This window comes from Anabaena sp. PCC 7108, from assembly GCF_000332135.1.
Lineage (GTDB): Bacteria > Cyanobacteriota > Cyanobacteriia > Cyanobacteriales > Nostocaceae > Anabaena.
On the sequence record NZ_KB235896.1, the window covers coordinates 4331269 to 4350877 of the forward strand.

General features: G+C 37.3%; 19 protein-coding genes and 1 pseudogene. 10 read left to right on the forward strand and 10 right to left on the reverse strand.

Translation table 11 applies throughout. The features are described 5' to 3' along the window. Positions 1 to 250: 250 nt before the first annotated feature. From ANA7108_RS0120320 to ANA7108_RS0120340, 5 genes are all read right to left on the reverse strand, one after another. On the reverse strand, positions 251 to 562 hold the full coding sequence (locus ANA7108_RS0120320; RefSeq protein ID WP_016952660.1) for a hypothetical protein: 312 nt from the start codon (positions 560 to 562) through the stop codon (positions 251 to 253). A 71-nt stretch (positions 563 to 633) separates the two neighbouring features. Then, positions 634 to 2796 (reverse strand): peptidase domain-containing ABC transporter, encoded by a 2163-nt coding sequence (locus tag ANA7108_RS0120325; RefSeq protein ID WP_016952661.1) that lies wholly within the window; start codon positions 2794 to 2796, stop codon positions 634 to 636. Between the two features lie 68 nt (positions 2797 to 2864). Continuing rightward, positions 2865 to 4373, reverse strand: coding sequence for an HlyD family efflux transporter periplasmic adaptor subunit (locus ANA7108_RS0120330; protein ID WP_016952662.1), 1509 nt, complete (start codon positions 4371 to 4373; stop codon positions 2865 to 2867). Positions 4374 to 5077: 704 nt separating this feature from the next. Continuing rightward, positions 5078 to 5419 carry a CTB family bacteriocin gene (locus ANA7108_RS0120335; protein ID WP_016952663.1) on the reverse strand — a complete coding sequence of 114 codons (342 nt, stop codon included), beginning with the start codon at positions 5417 to 5419 and terminating at the stop codon, positions 5078 to 5080. Between the two features lie 343 nt (positions 5420 to 5762). Continuing rightward, positions 5763 to 6455, reverse strand: coding sequence for a diacylglycerol/polyprenol kinase family protein (locus ANA7108_RS0120340; RefSeq protein ID WP_016952664.1), 693 nt, complete (start codon positions 6453 to 6455; stop codon positions 5763 to 5765). A gap of 47 nt (positions 6456 to 6502) precedes the next feature. On the opposite strand from ANA7108_RS0120340, the gene yidD reads away from it, so the two are divergent. From yidD to ANA7108_RS0120385, 8 genes and pseudogenes are all read left to right on the forward strand, one after another. Beyond that, on the forward strand, positions 6503 to 6748 hold the full coding sequence (gene yidD / locus ANA7108_RS0120345) for a membrane protein insertion efficiency factor YidD (RefSeq protein WP_016952665.1): 246 nt from the start codon (positions 6503 to 6505) through the stop codon (positions 6746 to 6748). Positions 6749 to 7080: 332 nt separating this feature from the next. After that, on the forward strand, positions 7081 to 9501 hold the full coding sequence (locus tag ANA7108_RS0120355) for a BPSL0067 family protein (protein ID WP_016952667.1): 2421 nt from the start codon (positions 7081 to 7083) through the stop codon (positions 9499 to 9501). A 185-nt stretch (positions 9502 to 9686) separates the two neighbouring features. Further along, positions 9687 to 9896, forward strand: a complete 210-nt coding sequence (locus tag ANA7108_RS27745) for a PIN domain-containing protein (protein WP_052311098.1) — start codon at positions 9687 to 9689, stop codon at positions 9894 to 9896. Further along, complete coding sequence (locus tag ANA7108_RS0120365; protein ID WP_016952668.1) at positions 9886 to 10122, forward strand: hypothetical protein; 237 nt, start codon at positions 9886 to 9888, stop codon at positions 10120 to 10122. Before ANA7108_RS27745 ends, ANA7108_RS0120365 begins: the two co-directional genes overlap by 11 nt. Before the next feature lie 115 nt (positions 10123 to 10237). Continuing rightward, positions 10238 to 10372 (forward strand): annotated as a pseudogene (locus ANA7108_RS31070) (BrnA antitoxin family protein); the annotation flags it as partial. Between the two features lie 188 nt (positions 10373 to 10560). Further along, positions 10561 to 10815, forward strand: a complete 255-nt coding sequence (locus tag ANA7108_RS0120375; protein ID WP_016952671.1) for a hypothetical protein — start codon at positions 10561 to 10563, stop codon at positions 10813 to 10815. Beyond that, positions 10809 to 11171, forward strand: a complete 363-nt coding sequence (locus tag ANA7108_RS0120380; protein ID WP_016952672.1) for a type II toxin-antitoxin system PemK/MazF family toxin — start codon at positions 10809 to 10811, stop codon at positions 11169 to 11171. The genes ANA7108_RS0120375 and ANA7108_RS0120380 overlap by 7 nt, the downstream gene beginning before the upstream one ends. A gap of 301 nt (positions 11172 to 11472) precedes the next feature. Continuing rightward, positions 11473 to 12150, forward strand: a complete 678-nt coding sequence (locus ANA7108_RS0120385) for a M15 family metallopeptidase (RefSeq protein WP_016952673.1) — start codon at positions 11473 to 11475, stop codon at positions 12148 to 12150. Between the two features lie 52 nt (positions 12151 to 12202). Here the strand turns inward: ANA7108_RS0120385 and ANA7108_RS0120390 are convergent, their stop codons facing one another. The 3 genes from ANA7108_RS0120390 to ANA7108_RS0120400 form a co-directional block, all read right to left on the reverse strand. Then, positions 12203 to 12676, reverse strand: a complete 474-nt coding sequence (locus tag ANA7108_RS0120390; protein WP_016952674.1) for a TspO/MBR family protein — start codon at positions 12674 to 12676, stop codon at positions 12203 to 12205. 177 nt (positions 12677 to 12853) lie between these two features. Further along, positions 12854 to 13828 carry a GTPase Era gene (gene era, locus ANA7108_RS0120395; RefSeq protein ID WP_016952675.1) on the reverse strand — a complete coding sequence of 325 codons (975 nt, stop codon included), beginning with the start codon at positions 13826 to 13828 and terminating at the stop codon, positions 12854 to 12856. 274 nt (positions 13829 to 14102) lie between these two features. Next, on the reverse strand, positions 14103 to 14741 hold the full coding sequence (locus ANA7108_RS0120400) for a histidine phosphatase family protein (protein WP_026104335.1): 639 nt from the start codon (positions 14739 to 14741) through the stop codon (positions 14103 to 14105). 442 nt (positions 14742 to 15183) lie between these two features. Between ANA7108_RS0120400 and ANA7108_RS0120410 the strand changes: the two genes are divergently transcribed. Together ANA7108_RS0120410 and ANA7108_RS0120415 are read left to right on the forward strand one after the other, a co-directional pair. Next, positions 15184 to 16578, forward strand: coding sequence for a carotenoid oxygenase family protein (locus ANA7108_RS0120410; RefSeq protein ID WP_016952678.1), 1395 nt, complete (start codon positions 15184 to 15186; stop codon positions 16576 to 16578). A gap of 209 nt (positions 16579 to 16787) precedes the next feature. Then, positions 16788 to 17843: a J domain-containing protein gene (locus tag ANA7108_RS0120415; RefSeq protein WP_016952679.1), complete on the forward strand. Its 1056-nt coding sequence runs from the start codon at positions 16788 to 16790 to the stop codon at positions 17841 to 17843. 27 nt (positions 17844 to 17870) lie between these two features. Here the strand turns inward: ANA7108_RS0120415 and ANA7108_RS0120420 are convergent, their stop codons facing one another. Both ANA7108_RS0120420 and ANA7108_RS0120425 read right to left on the reverse strand, forming a co-directional pair. Next, positions 17871 to 18707: an alpha/beta hydrolase gene (locus tag ANA7108_RS0120420; protein WP_016952680.1), complete on the reverse strand. Its 837-nt coding sequence runs from the start codon at positions 18705 to 18707 to the stop codon at positions 17871 to 17873. A 298-nt stretch (positions 18708 to 19005) separates the two neighbouring features. After that, positions 19006 to 19599 (reverse strand): nucleoside triphosphate pyrophosphatase, encoded by a 594-nt coding sequence (locus ANA7108_RS0120425; RefSeq protein WP_016952681.1) that lies wholly within the window; start codon positions 19597 to 19599, stop codon positions 19006 to 19008. Between the last annotated feature and the right edge of the window lie 10 nt (positions 19600 to 19609).

Consider the following 19609-nt stretch of genomic DNA (forward strand, 5'->3'; position numbering starts at 1 on the left):
CAAAAATATTTATTAATTAATTAGGCAATAAGAAATGTAGAGAATAGTTCATCTCTACAAAAAGATGTTAAAGTTTAAAATAGCTATTTTATGAAAATAGGTTATTGACAGGACTTACGCAACTGCCACATTGGTAGGGTGCGTCAGATATCAACAATTTGTTTATTTGCAGGATTTATGCAATCTGACGCACCCTACAACAGATTTTTAGTGTGACTACAAAAAGATGTTAAAGTTTAAAATAGCTATTTTATGAAAATAGGTTACTGAGAAAACTAGGTAATAGATTACTCAATCTATCACCACTAGAACTAATTGTTAGAAACCCAAACGTGAAAGAAAATGCTAAAGTGATTTGGGATAATTTATATTTGGTAGTTTGTGAAGTAGAATCACCTGAAGCGAGAGTTAAATCACTTTTTCCTTCAGTTTCAATATCGGTTTTTTGGAAGAATAAATTACCTTCACCGAATATACCTAATCTAGGAGATATTTGTCCACCAATGAGAGATTCTTGTTCTTTATCAGAAAGATATCTAAATAACTGAGTATTCTTAGGCATATTATTACTCCTTGCATAAGTAAGTAGTTTGGGTTAAGCGATAGGGCAATAAAAACTTTGATAATATTAGTTTATACAGTTAAAAACTGTAAATGCTCTCCGGGTTTTGATAAAAATGTCTCAGGAGTTCCCTGAATTTGTATTTGCCCTTTTTCGATGAGAACAATCCAATTGGCGCGATTGATAACGCTGGGACGATGAGTAATTAAAATTGTAGTTTTACCTGTCCGATATTCCAAAAGACGATTGAGAACATCTGCTTCACTCATAGGATCTAGTCCAGCGGTAGCTTCATCTAAAATGAGTATAGGTGGATTTGTAAGAATTCCGCGAGCTATTGCTAATCTTTGTCTTTGTCCACCGGAAAGATTGGCTCCAAATTCCCCTAATACGGTCTGATATTTATTAGGTAATTGACTGATAAAACCATCTGCATCAGCAATATCACAAGCTTGAACAATTTCTTCAAAAGGAATATTAGGTGTGCCTAAACGGAAGTTTTCCAAAATTGTCCGACTCCAAAAATGAGGTTCTTGGGGTACATAAACTACTTGCTGTCGGTAACAATCTAAAGCAATATCTTGGATATTAAAAAAACCAATGCGGATATTACCTGAATCTGGTACATACAAACCAGCTAATAATTTAGCTAAAGTACTTTTACCACAACCTGATTTACCAATTAAAGCAATTACTTTTCCTCCAGGAATCTGAATAGAAAAATCATCTAACAAGTCAACTCTACCGGGGTGATGAAATTTAAGATGGGAACAACTAATATCTGCATGAGCAGAAATTTTGGCAATGGGCTTTTGACTTCCTCCTACTACTTCTGGTGTGGCATCAATAACTTCTAATAATCGAGAAACTGCGGTTTGGGAGCGAAAATATTCATCAACAAAGCCAACTAATGAGTTAATTAACGCTAAAACATTAATTTGTAAAGCATTAAAAGCTAACATTTGACCGATGCTTAAATTGCCTTTAATTACTAAAAGACTCCCACATCCTAGTAAAATAATACCACCAATTGTAGATATAATTCTAGCAACAGTACCATTGATAATTGCTATTTGAACTGTACTAAAAGCTAGATTAGCCAGACGACCAAAACGACTTTGAAATTCATCCCAAAATTGAGGAGCAGCATTTGTAGTTTTGATTACTTGTGCGCCTTTAAATGTTTCTACTAAAACACCTTGATTTTCTGCACCTAAGACTAAGAGACTTCTGGTTTTTTGTTGAAGGATGGGTAAGAAAGGCAAGGTAGATAAGGTCATACAAGCAGCAACTAATAAAACTGCTATTGTTAATTGCCAACTGTAAAATAACATTAAACAAAAAGAAATTACAGCGATAAAAAACTGGCTAGGTAAAACAATGACGATTTGTGATACTAATTGGTTGATTTCACTAATATCTCTAAGTCTGCTAGTGATTTCACCACTGCGACGAGATTCATAATAATTTAAGGGTAATTGCAGCAGTTTTTGTCCAAATTCTAGGACTAACCCCAATTGTAATCTTTGTCCAAAATGAGAAATCATTAAGGCTTGAAAGGCTTGCAAACCTCCACTAAATAAGCTCATAACGATAACTGCGGAAACGACAACAGTAAGTAACTGTACATCTCCACGTACTAGGACATCATCTGTTAATAATTGAATTAAAATAGGAGTTCCCAGAGCTAATAAACCCAGGACGATATTAATCATTAAAACCTGAGTTAGTAAGCCACGATAGGGTGAAATGCGCCGAAAAAAGCGTGTTATTCCACCTTTTGATTCTTCTTGAGGTTGCTCAGAAAAGCGATTTTGATCTGGCTCTAATAAGAGCATTACACCATTCCATGCAGTGGTTAATTCTTCTTTTGTGAGATAACGAAGTCCGACAGCAGGATCAGCAATAACATATTTTTTTCCTTTTTTACCATATAAAATCACCCAATGGTAGCCTTGCCAATGAATAATTGCAGGTAATGTAATTTCCGTGATTCTATCTATAATTTCTGGGGAAGCTTTCACGGCTCTAGCATTAAATCCAAGATTTTCTGAGCCACGTTTTAAACCTAATAAAGTTGTTCCTAACTGTCCAGTACCAACTGCTTCTCGGCTTTTATTCATACTTAAGAAGTGGCCATAATGCTTAGTAATAGAAACTAGACAAGCGGCTCCACAGTCTTCTTCACTCAGTTGTAAAGTACATTGGTATTTTTTTTGTTGATGTTTGAACATAAATAATTGATCATCCCAAATTAATAGAAGATTTTGGCTGGTGCTGTCGCTTAAACCAAGCTACGATATTATGAGTCTGTGATTAATCTGCCTTTTCTAAGAATGAACTGCATAACAGTTTCTCGGCGGGAAATAATATCAGCACGGCCTTCCATACCAGATTTGAGGTGACATAAATGATCATCTTTACCTAAATATATGTTTTCTGGCTCAATATTTACTTCATAGATAGATACTTGGGGTGTACTAATAATGGAATTATTTTGTGTAGTTGCTATAGTATCTGGTGCAACTACTTTCACAGTTCCTTTGAGAGTTCCATACTCGGGATAGGGACAAGCTGAAACTTGCATTTGCACTAATTGACCTGGTTTTACTTTATCAATATCTTTGGCGGAAACATGAGCTTTAATAATTAAAGGAGCGTTAAGGGGGGCAATTTCGGCAATCTCTTCACTTATTTGCAGTACCTGTCCAGAGTTACGAAGTTTTAGTTGCATGATTGTACCATTCGTTGGGGAGCGAATCACACTTTTACTCAAGTCATTTTCTAGTTGTTGTAGTTCTTGACGAGTGCGAATTTGTTGTTTTTGTATTTCTAAACGTTGTTGAAGTAATATTTCTCGTTCTTTTTTTAAAGCTGCTAAAATAGCTGCCCCTCTAGACTGTTCTTGTTTAATTTTTTCCAATGCTATGGTTACATTAGCATTACTAGGATCGATAGAAATTTTGGCTTTTTGTAAGTTTATTTGTGCTAATTTTACAGCTTGTTCTTTTTCTTCTTGGAGATTTTTAGCACTAGATTTAGCTTGTTCTAATTTGGCTTGAGCAGATTTGACGGCTTGGTCTTTTTCTTCAACTAAATTCCGCGATACTGCTCCTGATTTAACTATATCTTGCAAACGATCTCGCTGTAATTTAGCCAACTTTAAGCCGGCTTCTGCCTCTTGGACTGTTGCTATTAATACCTTTTCTGTTTGTAGTCTTTTGAGTTGAGCCTGCGCTAATTTGACAGCATTTTTTGCCTGTATCATTTCTGCATTAGCTGCTATTTGCTGATCACTATAGTTGCGTTTAGTGCCATTTAATTCAGCTTGTGCAGCTATAACTGTGCGTTTATTTAAATTGGTTTGAGCAATTATTTGATTATTAATTTGATGGATTTGAGCATCAATTTGAATAAGTTGTAATTGATTTTGCTCAATAGTATTTTGCAGTTGTTTTTTTTGAGATTGCAGTTGAGAGTCATTCAGGTAAGCAATTATTTCTCCCTTATTTACTACCTGATTTTCTTTAGCTTGAATCTTTTTGACAGTTCCTGTCATAGCAGACTGAATTACCCGCAATTCTCCCAATGGTCGGATAGTTGCCGGAACTTTGATGGTGACATTGTAATACAAAACCGTCGTCAGGCTCACAGCTACGACAAACATAGTAATCATCACTCCCCCACCGATATTAATCCATGAACCAATATGGGGAAGAAACTCATTAGCTTCTAAGATATGGAGATTTTCTGAATTTTGTTCGTTTAAGTTATAGGAATAATTGTTTTCTGTAGATTTCAATGAATTCACGATATTACACCTTTGGTCAAAATATCTAAATTGAAAATTACTAACACCATTAAACAAAAAAGACACTATCTAAGGTGATATTCCTAAAGGAATAAACCCAGTAAATTACTATATTCACATAGTGCAAATTAGTTAGATGATGATCTATAATTATGAAAGGGGGGAGAGAAAGTTAATTATCTTTCTTAAAGTTTCAAGGCAGATAATGCGTTGAAAAAATGGGGGAGAATACTCAAACTCTCTCAAAGTCCTCACTTACGTTGAGCGAGTTATTATCATCTCCTCTAACCCCCTTCCTATATCTCAAAAAGGAATGCTCAACATTCAATTGTGGCTTTAAGCGATTAGATGATTATTTGATCAGACCTGATTGTTAGCCTCATTTCTATTTCCATAAAGCAAAGATTCCAGAGATTGATTCACTCATGAAGTTGTCCCCTAATCATCTCTAGCCAGATGAATTTGGTTCTGCATTCATTGAAAATGGTAGAAAATCTCTGGAATCTACTTTTTTATTGTCCAATCAAAATAAATTGCAAGTGAATAGTACACAACAGGGAAAGAAAATAATTAAACCATTAAAAATTTCTAAAAAGCCTGTTAAGTGTGCTTTTTTAATTTTTAATTTTTAACTATGCTTTCCTTTTGGTACTAGTTCAATCCTGCTTTGACATTGGGCAAAATATAGGCTGACTAGCCCATATTTACGGAAGGATTCCTCCAGTCTGAGTCTGATTTCCAGTTTCAACTGGATTTAAGTTTACTCCTTCAGTTGGTAGTATTGCTGGACCCAAAGCTCCAACACCAGTAGGAGGTTCTGCACCTAAACCTAGGAAATCTTGTCCCGCTGTCAGTATGGTATTCGTCTTACCTGCGGAAGTAGCACTGCTACCTTGAGGACCTGAGAAACTTGTCCCTATTAAACCTGATAATTTGTTAGCGTAGTTACTAGCAGCTAGTTCAAAGTCAGCCCCACCAGTTAAAAGCTCTTGTTGCTGCTCAGATAAAGCAACAAACAAATTCGATGCGTTGATTTGATTTGACACAATTATTAGCCTCACTTACGTAATTAGGTGTTTCATCACCTAACAACTCAACTATAAGCATTGTTGCCTAATAATTCATAAATCTACGGGTAGAAAGTAAAGTTTGCAAGTTTACCTCTCAAAGTAGAGACAAAATAGTTTTTTATTACTAGAATAGTCTTATTAAAAGATTAATTGTATTAGAGAAAATCTAGATAATATTTATTTTTTGTTTTTCCAAAAATCGGCTGAATCTCCTCAGGCATTCACTTTTTTCACTCCATCAAAAAATAGATATCTATATTTTTAGATATCTCTAATTATAAAAAAAATCATTTACCTATATTTCTATATCAAGAATTATTCAGTATCCAGAGAGTAGCTGAGTTAACATATAAGCACAGAATGCACTGCCGATAGGAACTGTTAAATTATCAATTCCCAAAAAAGAAAAGGCTTCTAAAACCGTAGCAATTACCGCTACAATTAACGAGACTATCCAAGTTTGCCAAATGTTACCTTGGGTAATCAATAAAATAGTCAAACAAATAAAGTAACTGATTAAAGTAACTGTTAAAGAACCTTCCCAGCTTTTTTGAGAACCAAAAACTGTATATTTGTGTTTGCCAAAGCGTTTGCCAATTAAAGCTGCTAATCCATCTCCCCAAGCCATAATCATAATTCCTAAAACAGCATATTGGGGTTGGTGTAAATCCCAAAAACTAGCAACTAAAACACCTATACTCACAGCATAGAAAAATGTTCCCAAACTTTGACGACCGACGCTATTAATACCCGGAAGAATTGGGAATATATAAGATATTAAGGTGATAAAACTCGCAAAAATTGAAGCTATAATTCCCACAAATGGGGGAATATTTAACCACCAGGCAATTAAAATAACGTTACCTGTGCCAATATGCACGATTTTACGGATGATTTCGGGTTCGCTATCAGTAAAACGACTAACTACCCAAGCAATGCAAATAATTAATCCCACCCAAGCCGCAGCGGGGGCAATTTGCAGCGATAATGGGGTAATGGATTCTAAACTCATGGAATAAAGGTATTTCTAACTTTAATTCTACTTTATTAGATTTGGGTATGAAAATATTATTGATTTGGCTAATTAAAGGTTATCGTTCATTTATTTCTCCCTTGTTTCCCCCCACTTGTCGCTTTCAACCTACTTGTTCTATGTATGCTATTCAAGCTATTGAACGGTTTGGGGTGTTCCGTGGTGGTTGGATGAGTATTATGCGGATTTTACGCTGTCATCCTTTTCATCCAGGGGGTTATGATCCTGTTCCAGAGGTGAAGTCAAAGTCTTGTTGTGAACATGAGAAGTGATTTAATGTTGAGTATTTTTGTCTGAATCAGGATTTTCTGGATTTGAGGATTTGCAGGATTATTTGTCTGAATCAGGATTTCCAGGATTTGAGGATTTGCAGGATTATTTGTCAGAATCAGGATTTTCTGGATTTGAGGATTTGCAGGATGATGGATAAAATTCATTCTTAATCCTGATTCAGATAGTTGAGGATAAAAACGCAACTTTATCAATAATTCATATATTCAAATAAAATTTACTAACTCTTTAATACAAAGTAAACATACATTTATACTTGCTCACATAGAATGATATGTAACAAGTAAATGGATATTTACATAAAGGAGCATCTATGTTTGAGCTATCTTTAGACTCTCAACAATCAGCGACTATATCTACCCCAACTTATAACCATACAGGTTTGAGCGATTATCAAGATCCTTTATATGCTCTAAATTCTTCTAATTCTTCTCAACTACTTCCTGATACACAATCGGTTATTGATACAGTTATTCAGTCAATTGATGCAACTGGAGATATCCTGACTGGACTAAGTAGTAATTCCCAAATTGATGAAATTATGGAAATTGCTTTTGGTCAAGATTATCAAAAGGATTTGGCTGATCAAATATTGATACATTTAGCTCAAAATGATTTTACTAATACACCAGATATAAAGTTGGTATCTGGTCAAAGTTTTAATGGAGCGTATGCGAAGGATAATAATACTATTTATTTATCGCAGGAATTTGTAGGGGCTAATTTGGGTAATGTTGATGTTGTTAAAGGAGTCTTGTTAGAGGAGTTTGGGCATTATATAGATGGTCAAATTAATGTAAAAGATGCTGCTGGAGATGAAGGGGATATTTTCTCGCGGTTGGTTCAGGGTCAGAGTATTAGTGATGGGGAATTGGTATTATTGAAAGCTGAGGATGATTCTTCTGTTTTCACAATTAATGAGCAATCTGTGGCTGTAGAACTAGCTTCTGCTAGAACAGAAATAGTTTTGGGAAATAGAGTTGACTTTAATGGTGATGGAAAAACTGATTTTATTCGCCAAGAAAAAGGTAGCTTTGCTAGTGATACAGCCAGAATGCTTGAAACCTATCTCTCCAATGGTGATGGTTCTTTTAGAAAGGCTTGGGTGAGTCAAGATGCGAATCGTGCTATGCATGGGGATCTCACTAATCTATTTATGGGAGATTTCAATGGGGATGGAAAAACGGATTTCTTAAAACAAGAAAAAGGATCTTTTGCTACTGATAATTGGTTGATGTTAGAAACCTTTATATCTAATGGTGATGGTTCTTTTACCAGTCGCTCTGCTATGCACGATGGAGCTATGAATGGTGATTTAACCAATTTGTTTATTGGTGATTTCAATGGAGATGGTAAATCAGACTTTATCCGTCAAGAAAAAGGTAGCTTTGCTAGTGATACAGCCAGAATGCTTGAAACCTATCTTTCCAATGGTGATGGTTCTTTTAGAAAGGCTTGGGTGAGTCAAGATGCGAATCGTGCTATGCATGGGGATCTCACTAATCTATTTATGGGAGATTTCAATGGGGATGGAAAAACGGATTTCCTGAGACAAGAAAAAGGATCTTTTGCTACTGATAATTGGTTGATGTTAGAAACCTTTATATCTAATGGTGATGGTTCTTTTACCAGTCGCTCTGCTATGCACGATGGAGCAATGAATGGTGATTTAACTAATTTGTTTGTTGGTGATTTCAACGGAGATGGTAAATCAGACTTTATCCGTCAAGAAAAAGGTGCTTTTGCTAATGATGCAGCCAGAATGTTTGAAACTTATCTCTCTAATGGTGATGGTTCATTTAGAAAAGCTTGGGTAAGTGAAAGTTCCAGCCGTGGTATGCACGGTGATTTCACCAATTTATTTATGGGAGATTTCAATGGAGATGGTAGAACTGATTTCTTAAAACAAGAAAAAGGTGCCTTTGCTACCGATAATTGGTGGATGTTAGAAACCTTTATCTCTAATGGTAATGGTTCTTTCACAAGTCGCTCTGTTATGCATGATGGAGCAATGAATGGTGATTTAACTAAGTTATTTGTTGGTGATTTTGACGGTAATAGTCGTACTGATTTTCTAAGACAAGAAAAAGGAGTTTGGGCTTCTGATAACTTCCGAATGTTGGAAACTTATACATCTAATTCGGATGGATCTTTTACCAAACGATGGCAGTCTGATGATGGGGCAATGAATGGCGATTTAACTAATTTGTTCACTAATAATGAATCACGTTATCAACTGAACAGAATGGGGACTATTCTAAATACTGTTATACAGCCACCCACTGTTACAAAGCCACCCTCTGGTTTAATGACTACTTCTAGCTATTTAACACAGCTTAGTAATGGATCTTTAATCGGTAAATATAGTAGAGATGTTGATAATGCTTATGGTTATCAATGTTGGGATTTAGTTGCTGATGCAGCAGGAATTTCTGTATCAAGTCCTTATTGGAATGCAGGTACTTGGAAACGAGGAGTTAGTGTAATAGGTAATGGAAACGTTGCGGTAGGTACTGCGATCGCAACTTTTGCTGGTACAAATAACAGTTATTATGGTACATATAACCATACCGGAATTTTTGCTGGATACCGACGTAATAGTGCAGGTGCAATAGATGGTTTTTGGATGTGGGAACAAAATGCTCCATTGGGGTCTGCTATTCGCAAAGGATTTTATTCAATTAGCAGCTCTGGTGTTTCTGATGCCGATAATTATTATTTAGTTGGTGTTTAAAGAGTTGTAAGGGTTTAGCAATGCTAAACCCCTACGTTTTGTGTACTTGTTATGGGAATTATAAAGAGCATTACCGTAGATATGGAGAGCGATCGCTTTTCTGTGATTATGTCGTAATCCTTTTACTATTAATCAACAATCAATGGAGCGATATTTACAAATAGCTACATTAAAAGTATTAGTAAATGAAAATATTAGAGCCAGAGCAAAACAACTGGAAAAACAAGGAATTAAACATTAAACCTATTGATGCACTTCATATAGCTTGTGCAGAAACATCTAAAAGTGATTATTTTATAACTTGTGACAAAAGATTAATCAATCGGTGTCAAGATTTATCACTGAAAGTAATTAACCCAACAGATTTGATTTTGGAGATAGAAGATGACAATTAAAGTTATTGACGAACAACAAAATTTACAAGAAGTAATGCAGGTTTTACTCACTCACTTAGAACCAGCAAAAGTAATGAAATTTTGGGCTACTTGTAAACTAGGTGAAGGAGATTATTTACAACTTAAAGAAAGGCTATTTTCTGAAGAAACAGTTGATAGTTTATATGCCAAAATTACAGAATATCAAGAGTCTTGGGAGCGTCAACAATATGAAGAAGAAAGCTGAATTTCCTTTTGCTCATGCTAGAAGAATTAGTCCATCAGAAGTAATAGCTGCTGAACAAGCTATTCAAGAACAGTTTGGTATCAATTATACTCGATGAGGAAGACCAGTTAAAAGTGAAACAGAAAAATATCAATCAGTTTCTATTAGATTACATCCTCAAGTGATTGCTTGGGCAAAATCTGAAGCAGAAAAACAGGGAGTTGGATATCAAACAATTATTAATGAAGCATTACTAACATTTGTTTCATAACTTTTTGTACTGGAAACAAAAGCGATAGCGTCTCGTAGAGAATCGTGACCTAGTAATCGCTCATATATCGTCAATGATTGTAAGGGTTTAGCAATGCTAAACCCCTACATTTTGTATAATTGTTGTAGAAATGATGAAGATAGAATAAAATTAAGTTATACCGTTAGTCAGAAAGGAGGTATAACTCAATGACAAGCATCAAAACGGCTATTTCAATTGAAGAATCACTGTATGAAGAAGTAACAGCTTTAGCAAATGCAATGAAAATACCGCGCAGTAAATTATTTGCTATAGCAATGGCAGAATTTCTGCGTCGTCAAAAAAATCGCCAATTAGTAGAAAGTGTAAATGAAGCTTATGCAGATGGTTTGGATGAATCTGAACAAATCATATTAGCAGCAATGCGACACCATCAAGGACAATTAAAAGAAAAAGAATGGTAATTAAGCAAGGTGATATTTATTGGATTGATTTGGGAGAACCAATAGGATCAGAACCAGCTTATATCCGTCCTTATGTGGTGATCCAAAATGATTTGCTCAACGGTTCTCAAATCAGAACAGTAATAGTTTGTGCATTAACTTCTAATTTGAGAAGAGCTAAGGCAATGGGTAATGTTTTACTAGAGTTAGGAGAAGCTAATCTTGATCGGCAAAGTGTGGTAAATATTTCGCAAATTTTTACAGTAGATAAAGCTTTATTAACTGAAAAAATCGGTACGCTATCGAAAGAAAGAGTTAGACAAATTTTAGCAGGATTAGCAATGGTAACAGAACCACAGGAAATAAATTTGGATTAAGATTTAACTTTGGAGATGGAAGATGAAGAGCGATCGCTCATACAGCACTTCCCGGTGTTATGAAGTACAAGAACCCCACCCCCAACCCCCTCCCCGCAAGCGATGAGGGGACTAAGATGTACCTCATAAGAGCAGAAACCGCTGTATATCGTCAATGATTATAAGGGTTTAGCATTGCTAAACCCCTACGTTTTGCTTGTTGTAGGAATTATAAAGAGTGTTAGCGTAGATATCGCTATATCAATTAAAATGAATTAAAGGAAAAGTGTAAAATAATTTAAATACAAAATATCAAATTAAAATGCGACCTTATCATCAAATCCCGATTATCGAATGTGGTGAACATTTAGTAAAAATTCCCCTAGAATTGTTTGCGGTAGAATCTCCCCATCCTTATGAAAAGTTAGGTGCTAACTATGGTGTACACTCACCTTATTATTTGCGCGAAAGTGTAATTCAAAAGTTGATTCAAGCGCAAAATTATTTACAATTACTACATCCTCATTGGTATATTCAAATATTCGATGCTTATCGACCTGTGGCTGTCCAGCAGTTTATGGTAGATTACAGTTTTGGGGAAGCTTTGCGAGAAAGGGGTTTAACAGAAGCGCAATTATCACCTCAGCAACGAGAAGAAGTTTGGGAAGCGGTTTATGAAATTTGGGCTGTACCGAGTTTGGAGATGAAAACCCCTCCTCCTCATAGTACTGGGGCTGCGGTAGATGTTACCCTGGTTGATGAAAATGGGCAAGTTGTCGATATGGGTTCACCGATTGATGAAATGTCAGAGCGATCGCACCCAGAATATTATGCTAAGAGTAATCAACCGTATGATGCTAACCGTCAATTATTGCGAGATGTGATGTTAAAAGCAGAATTTCAACGCAATCCTAGAGAGTGGTGGCATTTTTCTTTTGGTGATCAAATGTGGGCTTGGTTGCAGAATCAAGGAACTGCTTGTTATGGTAGGTTGGTTTAATTAAACGCAGAGGTTCGCCGAGGTTAGCGCAGAGATTCGCTGAGGTTATTGTTTACGCATCTTGAGGATTAAGTTTAACCATTTCCCAAGTTGTGTATGTGCCTATGGGACTCCACAGCAGATAAGGCATGAGTAATAATGCTGCCCAAACGGAAACTGATAAGACGGCAAAGGTGACTAAAAGGCAGATAATGAAACCTGTGCCACCGATAATTGTACCTACCCTAAGACTACGAAAACGTAACATGACGGGTGTGTAAGCAATGGTAAATACTTCTAGAAGTAGGTATAAACCCATCATTAACCAGGTTGTGTTGGTTCCTGGGTTGTTTTCCCAGACAATATCAGCTGACCAAGCACCACTGATAAATATTGTAGTCCAAATCAGCGGAATTGCTCTTTCAAAGGTTAGCCATCTGGGTCTTCTTAAATGCTTGAACCATTGGCGTTCACTAGGTGTAATGAAGTTACTAGCAAAGGCAACTAAAAAAGCCACACCTCCAATTACCATCCAAGATTTAATCATAGTTTTGTATCCTTGGTGCTGACTTTAATAATGACTGATACAGTAATATTAACAGTCAAGGATGTGTTAATTATGCATAATATTAATTTATGATTGGGTGTTCGATTTTGGATTTTGGATGGTATTTAATTAACTCCAATCTAAAATCTAAAATCTAACTTCCCATCTTCTCGTCCCCTACTCTTCGACTCGATACCCTAATTCTGCTAACCTGGTTCTTGATTGTCGCCATTTGGGTTGAACTTTGACAAATAATTCTAGGTAAACTTTACCAGCAATTAGTTTTTGGATTTGTTCACGAGCTTCGCTACCAATTGCTTTGAGCATTAATCCACCTTTACCAATCAGAATTCCTTTTTGGGAATCGCGTTCAACGTTGATGGTAGCGAGTACACGGGTAATGCTTGGGGTTTCTTCAACCAGATCAATTGCGATCGCCACTGAGTGGGGTACTTCTTCTCGCGTCAGTAGCAAAATCTGTTCGCGGATTAGTTCTCCCATAATAAATCGTTCTGGTTGGTCTGTCACCAAATCTGGTGGATAATAGAATGGACCTGGTTCTAAATGTCCAATTAATAATTCTTGCAGATTTACTAATTCTGCACCTGTTTGGGCAGAAAATTTAACACTTTGCCATTGATGGGAATTGGCTAATTCTATGTAACTTTCATCTATTTTCTGAGCATCTGCTGGTTGTTCGTCGCTTTTGTTGATACCTAAAATTACTGGTGTTTGACTACGACTGAGTAACTCAGCAATATAGCGATCGCCTGAACCACAAGCTACTGTACCATCAACTACAAACAGTACTACATCTACCGACTCAATGGCAATTTTGGCATTTTTTACCAGCACTTCCCCCAATTGATGATGAGGTTTATGAATTCCTGGGGTATCTACAAAAATTAGTTGGGCTTTTTCAGTAGTTAAAATTCCTCGCAAGCGATTTCGCGTAGTTTGAGCTATCGGTGAAGTGATGGCTATTTTTTGCCCTACTAATTGATTCATTAAAGTAGATTTACCGACATTGGGACGACCAATAATGCCGATAAAACCTGATTTAAAGTCAGGAGGAGCCTGGGGAATTGTGACTTCTCCAGCGAAAGAGAAGGTATAATTATCAATACTACTCACTTTTGACTCCACCTTCATATTTCACACTGGGGATAAATTGGTTTATTGTTATAGTCTAAATTAGGCATAAAATCACCCTGATAGTTCCAGATATTACCTTGGCTTAAATTGACCTTACTATTAAATATACTTCTTTCAAACTTCAAAAATAGAAAAGGGAATAACTATCATATCGTATAACTTCAGTGAAGAGTAAAAATTTATAAAGCGTTAGCAGGAGATTAACAAGTGCTACCAACGCATTACAATAATTGTTGGGGAACTTAAACCCGATTCATAAAACTGATAACTGTTAAGTTCCTGGTAAATTCCGCAATCTATCATCTAAATGATTCCGGTTTGCTAAAGCCTGTAAAAGGGGTCCATGTTCCGTAAATTCGATAATGCTTAAAGAGCTAACAGGACATCCCCAACGATAACGAAAGCGTCCGACATCAATTCCTAATAAACTACAAAGAATAATTCTGATAGTTGCCTTATGAGCAACAACTAAAACATTACCATCATCGTGAAGATGCTTAATTTCTTCAATTACTTGCATAGCGCGAGCAGCAATTGTGATTGCTCTTTCCCCACCAGTTGGAGCATACCAAGCAGGATCAGCTGACCAACGGATATAATCATCATGGTATTCACGACTGATGACTTCCGGGGTTTTTCCTTCCCATTCACCATAGTTAATTTCCTTTAAACCATCTCGCAGTTCTGGTTGCATTCCTATAGCTGTACATAAAGGTTTGGCTGTGGCTATGGTTCGTTTCATGGGACTAGAAAAAATCGCTTGCCAAGGGGTAGAACTGTATGCAGCAGCGAAAGCATTTGCCATTTCTAAGCCGTCAGGGGTGAGTTCTGAGTCTATTGCACCGCAATAGGCATTCATTCGGCTAGATTCTGTTTGTCCATGACGGAGTAGATAAAGAGTTAGGCTCACGGTATTATTCTCACTCAGGTTGAATTTGCCATTTTGAAGAAGACACGGGGAAAGAGGACATGGGGACATGGGGACATGGGGACATGGGGACATGGGGACATGGGGACATGGGGACACGGGGACACGGGGACACGGGGACATGGGGACATGGGGACACGGGGACACGGGGACACGGAGAAAGAGGGACATGGGGATAATCTCTCCGCGTCACCGCGTCTCCCACTCTCCGCGTCCTCTTCTTCCGCGTCACCGCGTCTCCCACTCTCCGCGTCCTCTTCTTCCGCGTCACCGCGTCTCCCACTCTCCGCGTCCTCTTCTTCCGCGTCACCGCGTCTCCCACTCTCCGCGTCCTCTTCTTCCGAGAATAACCTGATTGTTGCCCAGCAAAATCAGCGATCGCTCATTATATTAAATAAAGTGCCAATCAAATTTAATATTGACAATGTTAACAACCGCTGTAAATCCCTATCTGGATGGCAACTTTGCCCCTGTTGGTCAAGAACTCACCACTGATACACTGCAAGTCATAGGTGAATTACCCGCTGATCTTTCTGGGATGTTTGTGCGGAATGGACCCAATCCTCAACACTCACCCATTGGACAATATCACTGGTTTGATGGCGATGGAATGTTACATGGCGTACAAATTACCAACGGTAAAGCCACTTATCGCAATCGATATGTCCGCACCAGAGGCTGGAAAATCGAAAATGAAGCAGGTAAAGCCGTTTGGAGTGGATTTATGGAACCACCCCAACAGGATAACCCTCATGGCATCGGCAAAAATACTGCTAATACTGCCTTAGTATGGCACGCAGGTCAATTTTTGACATTGTGGGAAGGAGGTGCGCCGCACAATATCCAACTTCCTGAATTAGAAACTATTGGTGAATACACTTACAATAACCAGCTGGTTTCTCCTTTTACTGCTCACCCAAAAGTAGATCCAGTCACTGGGGAAATGATGTTCTTTGGTTACTCGTTTGCACCACCATACTTACAATATGGCGTAGTTTCCGCACAAGGGGAATTATTGCGAACAGTACCAATTGATATCCCAACGGGGGTAATGATGCATGATTTTGCCATTACTGAAAACTATAGTATTTTCATGGATTTACCCCTGACTTTCAGCCCAGAAAGAATGCAGCGGGGAGAACCAATGATGATGTTTGAGAGCGATCGCCCCAGTCGCTTTGGCATTGTCCCACGTCACGGAGACAACAGCAACATCCGCTGGTTTGAAAGTTCCCCCTGCTACGTTTTCCACACCCTCAACGCCTATGAAGAAGGAGACGAAGTAGTACTTATTGCTTGTCGGATGAGTTCTACCTCCATTCTCATGGGTGATTCACAAACAGATCCCACCGCAGATATACCCTTCTTCCACTGTTGGCGGTTTAACCTGAGTACAGGTGCAGTCAAAGAAGAACAGCTAGATGATATACCAGCAGAATTTCCTCGTGTTAACGAAAACCTCCTGGGGAGAAAAACCAAATATGGCTACGCTGGTAAAATGGCAAAAAGTCCTGTACCTTTATTTGAAGGAGTAATTAAGTACAATTTCAGTCATGGCCAATCCCAAACCCATGAATTTGGAAAGGGACGCTATGGTGGTGAATCAGTATTTGCACCCAGTCTTAATGCCACCACAGAAGATGATGGTTGGCTAATCACTTTTGTTTATGATCAAAATTCAGAAACTTCGGAATTAGTAGTCATCAATGCTCAAGATATAACCAGTGAACCTGTCGCGCGGGTAATTATTCCCCAACGAGTACCTTACGGTTTCCACGGTGCTTGGATTTCAGAAGCACAATTGAGTCATTCTCTGTAATTCAAGTTCAAGTAAATTCTAGGAATACGGCATCTCAAATATTCCAAGTCAGCAGATAATATTATAGATGTCGTATCAATACTGTTCGGTTAAGAGTTTTTGTAGGTTGGGTTAAGCGACAGCGCAACCCAACAAATGCTTACAAGTGTTGGGTACTTTTAACCTTGACTGAATTTATCTATTAACCTTGAAACTTACCTACTTTTTTTATGCCTCGAAAAACTAAATCTGCATCCCCAGCTACCCCAGCAATACCACTGGCTCTCTCTGAATTGCATATCTATTTAGAGGGTTTAGAAAAAGAACACCAATCAATATTGAAACAAATTAAAAAAAAGCGGACAGAATTAAATAATTTTGTGGAAAGAATGCGTTCTTTAGCCACAGATATATTTCATCAAGCTACTCCCAGTTTCAAGAAAATGGCAGAACTTGATCAAGAAATTCATGCGCTGTTTAATGAGATTTTGACTACGAGAAAATTTGGTAAACAAACAGAAAAACATATCAAAGAACTTTACCTTAATCTCCAAATGGCAGGAATAATTAGTCCTAAATCTGTTGGTGAAGATAATGATGAAGAATTAAATGAATTGTTTGAAAATTCAGAAGAAAGGGACAACGATGAAACTAATCAAAACCGCCGTCAATATTGGGAATCACAACAGGAAGTAGAATCTGCTTCTGCAAGCAGAACCGAAGAATCCAGAAAAGTTCGGCAGACATTTCTGAAGTTAGCGGAAATCTTTCACCCAGATAAGGTAAAAGACAGCGAAACGCAAATGTCACACACAGAAATCATGAAGGAAATTAATAAAGCTTACCAAGAAGGAGATTTAGCGCGACTTTTAGAAATTGAACGTCAGCACCAATTAGGTGAATCTATTGATAGCAATAGTGAGGATGATTTGACGCGCAGGTGCAAGAATCTAGAACAACAAAATGAAATTCTGAAAAATCAATATGAAAAATTAAAACAGGAACTACGTTTAGCTAAAAATACTCCTGAAGGAGCAATGGTTTCAGATGCTCGCAAAGCTGCTAAACAAGGAATTAATTCTATTGATTTAATGGTGAAAACTCTAGAATCTCAAATTAGTATTGTTGCTGATATTCGTGATTTTGTGAAGAAATTTAGAGAACAAAAAATTACTATTAAAGAATTTCTCGATGGACCTCCAAGTTTGCGTTCCTCAAAGCAAGAAATGATGGAGGAACTTCTAGAACAAATGATGGAAGAATTAGGTGGTATTATTATCTTTTAAAATCTGAATCTTTTTAGCTGCAATTTATCACTTTGGTGAATTCTGGTTTTTTGAGACTAAATCAGCAAAGTCGCGCAAAGTCTTTCCATACTTGTCTCCTGCAACCGAGTAAACATCATTATGATTTGCTGTTTCTACCCACAAAGAAAGTTTGGGTGAGGTTACAGAAGCAAACAATTTTTGTCCATGAGTAAAAGGGATAACGTTATCTGACTTACCATGCATCACTAATACGGGAATTTGTACTTTTTTGATTTTATCGAGATTTCTAAATTTATCAAAAGGCAAAATTGGCAAAGGTACAACTACTCGAAAAGCTGAAGTAAATGTACTTTCAAGAATTAATCCTGCAACAGGTTTTCGTGCTGCTAAATCTACCGCTGAACCACCTCCAACTGAACGTCCAAAAACGATAATCTGCTGCGGTGGAATTTTTAAATCTTGAGTCAAATAATTATAAGCAGCATTAATATCTTGATAAGCATGATTTTCTGTAGGTTTTCCCTGACTCGTACCGTATCCTCGATAGTCATAAGCAAAAATATTGAAACCAAAATTGCGGATTTTTTGCAATATTTCTTGAATATCTCCTAAATCTTCGGCATTACCATGAGCATAAAGAAATGTGTATTTAGCTTGCGGATTTTGTAAATAAATGGCTGAAATTTGCGTATTTTCTGCACTGGTGATTTTGATAATTTTCTGTGTATCTTTATAGCTAGATGGTTGCGGCAGAAAAATCATACTATCTGCACGAAAATAGACATATCCAGCAAAAAATATATAGATAAAAATGAATGATTTAAACATTCTTTTCCAGCTTAAATCACCTATTAGGAGTTTTTTTAGACGCTGTTTATCCATTACAGCACTTCCCAGTTTTATGAAGTACAAGAACCCCACCCCCAACCCCCTCCCCGCAAGCGATGAGGGGGCTAAGATGTACCTCATAAGAGCGGAAACATCTGTATTTACAGCACATTTTATCTGAGTGAAGTATACAAATTATTTGTCTTTTCAAGAGATGACACCTAACTTATTAGTCTGAAAAATCTCTTCTTCCTTCGCGCTCTTTGCGTCTTTGCGGTTCGTTTATTTCATGCCTTATATTAAGTTGGAAGCTTAGATAAAACATCAACTTACACATTTGGAATACTCCCACTTATTGCCAGAAATCAGTCACCTCATAACCCAATTCCGTGATCATGTGGCGTAACAGAGGTAAACTCAGTCCAATTACATTGGTGTGACAACCCTCGATTTTTTCTACAAACAAACTACCAAATCCTTCAATAGCAAAGGCTCCAGCACATTTGAGGGGTTCACCTGTGGCCACATAGGCAAGAATTGCGCGATCGCTCATTTGAGCAAAGTATACTCTCGTCACTTGACACTTGACAACACTCTGGTTTTTGGTTGTGTCTATCAAAATATGACCAGTATACAAGTCACCAAAGTTACCTTGCATTCTTTGCCAACGTGCGATCGCTTCCTCTGCATCCCCAGGTTTACCATAAATCTCACCATTCATTGCTAAAACTGAATCACAACCCATAATCAAGGCTGATGGAAACTGAGAAATGACAGTTTCTGCTTTACACTGAGCCAGTGTTTTCACTAATTGTGCAGGATCACGATGTTGAATTTGCGACTCATCAAAATCACTAGGATAAACTATCGGTTCAATACCCACAGTTTGCAGTAAACGACGACGCGCTGGAGAAGCAGATGCAAGTACAAATTGAGGAATTACCATAGTCAAGAAT

What these genes read in the sequence shown, in the direction of transcription:
- ANA7108_RS0120320 (WP_016952660.1), bottom strand. Translation starts at nt 562, where the DNA reads ATGCCTAAGAATACTCAGTTATTTAGATATCTTTCTGATAAAGAACAA.
- ANA7108_RS27745 (WP_052311098.1), top strand. Translation starts at nt 9,687, where the DNA reads ATGAAAATATTAGAGCCAGAGCAAAACAACTGGAAAAACAAGGAATTA.
- ANA7108_RS0120390 (WP_016952674.1), bottom strand. Translation starts at nt 12,676, where the DNA reads ATGATTAAATCTTGGATGGTAATTGGAGGTGTGGCTTTTTTAGTTGCC.
- ANA7108_RS0120380 (WP_016952672.1), top strand. Translation starts at nt 10,809, where the DNA reads ATGGTAATTAAGCAAGGTGATATTTATTGGATTGATTTGGGAGAACCA.
- ANA7108_RS0120385 (WP_016952673.1), top strand. Translation starts at nt 11,473, where the DNA reads ATGCGACCTTATCATCAAATCCCGATTATCGAATGTGGTGAACATTTA.
- ANA7108_RS0120375 (WP_016952671.1), top strand. Translation starts at nt 10,561, where the DNA reads ATGACAAGCATCAAAACGGCTATTTCAATTGAAGAATCACTGTATGAA.
- era (WP_016952675.1), bottom strand. Translation starts at nt 13,828, where the DNA reads ATGAAGGTGGAGTCAAAAGTGAGTAGTATTGATAATTATACCTTCTCT.
- ANA7108_RS0120425 (WP_016952681.1), bottom strand. Translation starts at nt 19,599, where the DNA reads ATGGTAATTCCTCAATTTGTACTTGCATCTGCTTCTCCAGCGCGTCGT.
- ANA7108_RS0120340 (WP_016952664.1), bottom strand. Translation starts at nt 6,455, where the DNA reads ATGAGTTTAGAATCCATTACCCCATTATCGCTGCAAATTGCCCCCGCT.
- ANA7108_RS0120420 (WP_016952680.1), bottom strand. Translation starts at nt 18,707, where the DNA reads ATGGATAAACAGCGTCTAAAAAAACTCCTAATAGGTGATTTAAGCTGG.
- yidD (WP_016952665.1), top strand. Translation starts at nt 6,503, where the DNA reads ATGAAAATATTATTGATTTGGCTAATTAAAGGTTATCGTTCATTTATT.
- ANA7108_RS0120365 (WP_016952668.1), top strand. Translation starts at nt 9,886, where the DNA reads ATGACAATTAAAGTTATTGACGAACAACAAAATTTACAAGAAGTAATG.
- ANA7108_RS0120410 (WP_016952678.1), top strand. Translation starts at nt 15,184, where the DNA reads ATGTTAACAACCGCTGTAAATCCCTATCTGGATGGCAACTTTGCCCCT.
- ANA7108_RS0120415 (WP_016952679.1), top strand. Translation starts at nt 16,788, where the DNA reads ATGCCTCGAAAAACTAAATCTGCATCCCCAGCTACCCCAGCAATACCA.
- ANA7108_RS0120325 (WP_016952661.1), bottom strand. Translation starts at nt 2,796, where the DNA reads ATGTTCAAACATCAACAAAAAAAATACCAATGTACTTTACAACTGAGT.
- ANA7108_RS0120355 (WP_016952667.1), top strand. Translation starts at nt 7,081, where the DNA reads ATGTTTGAGCTATCTTTAGACTCTCAACAATCAGCGACTATATCTACC.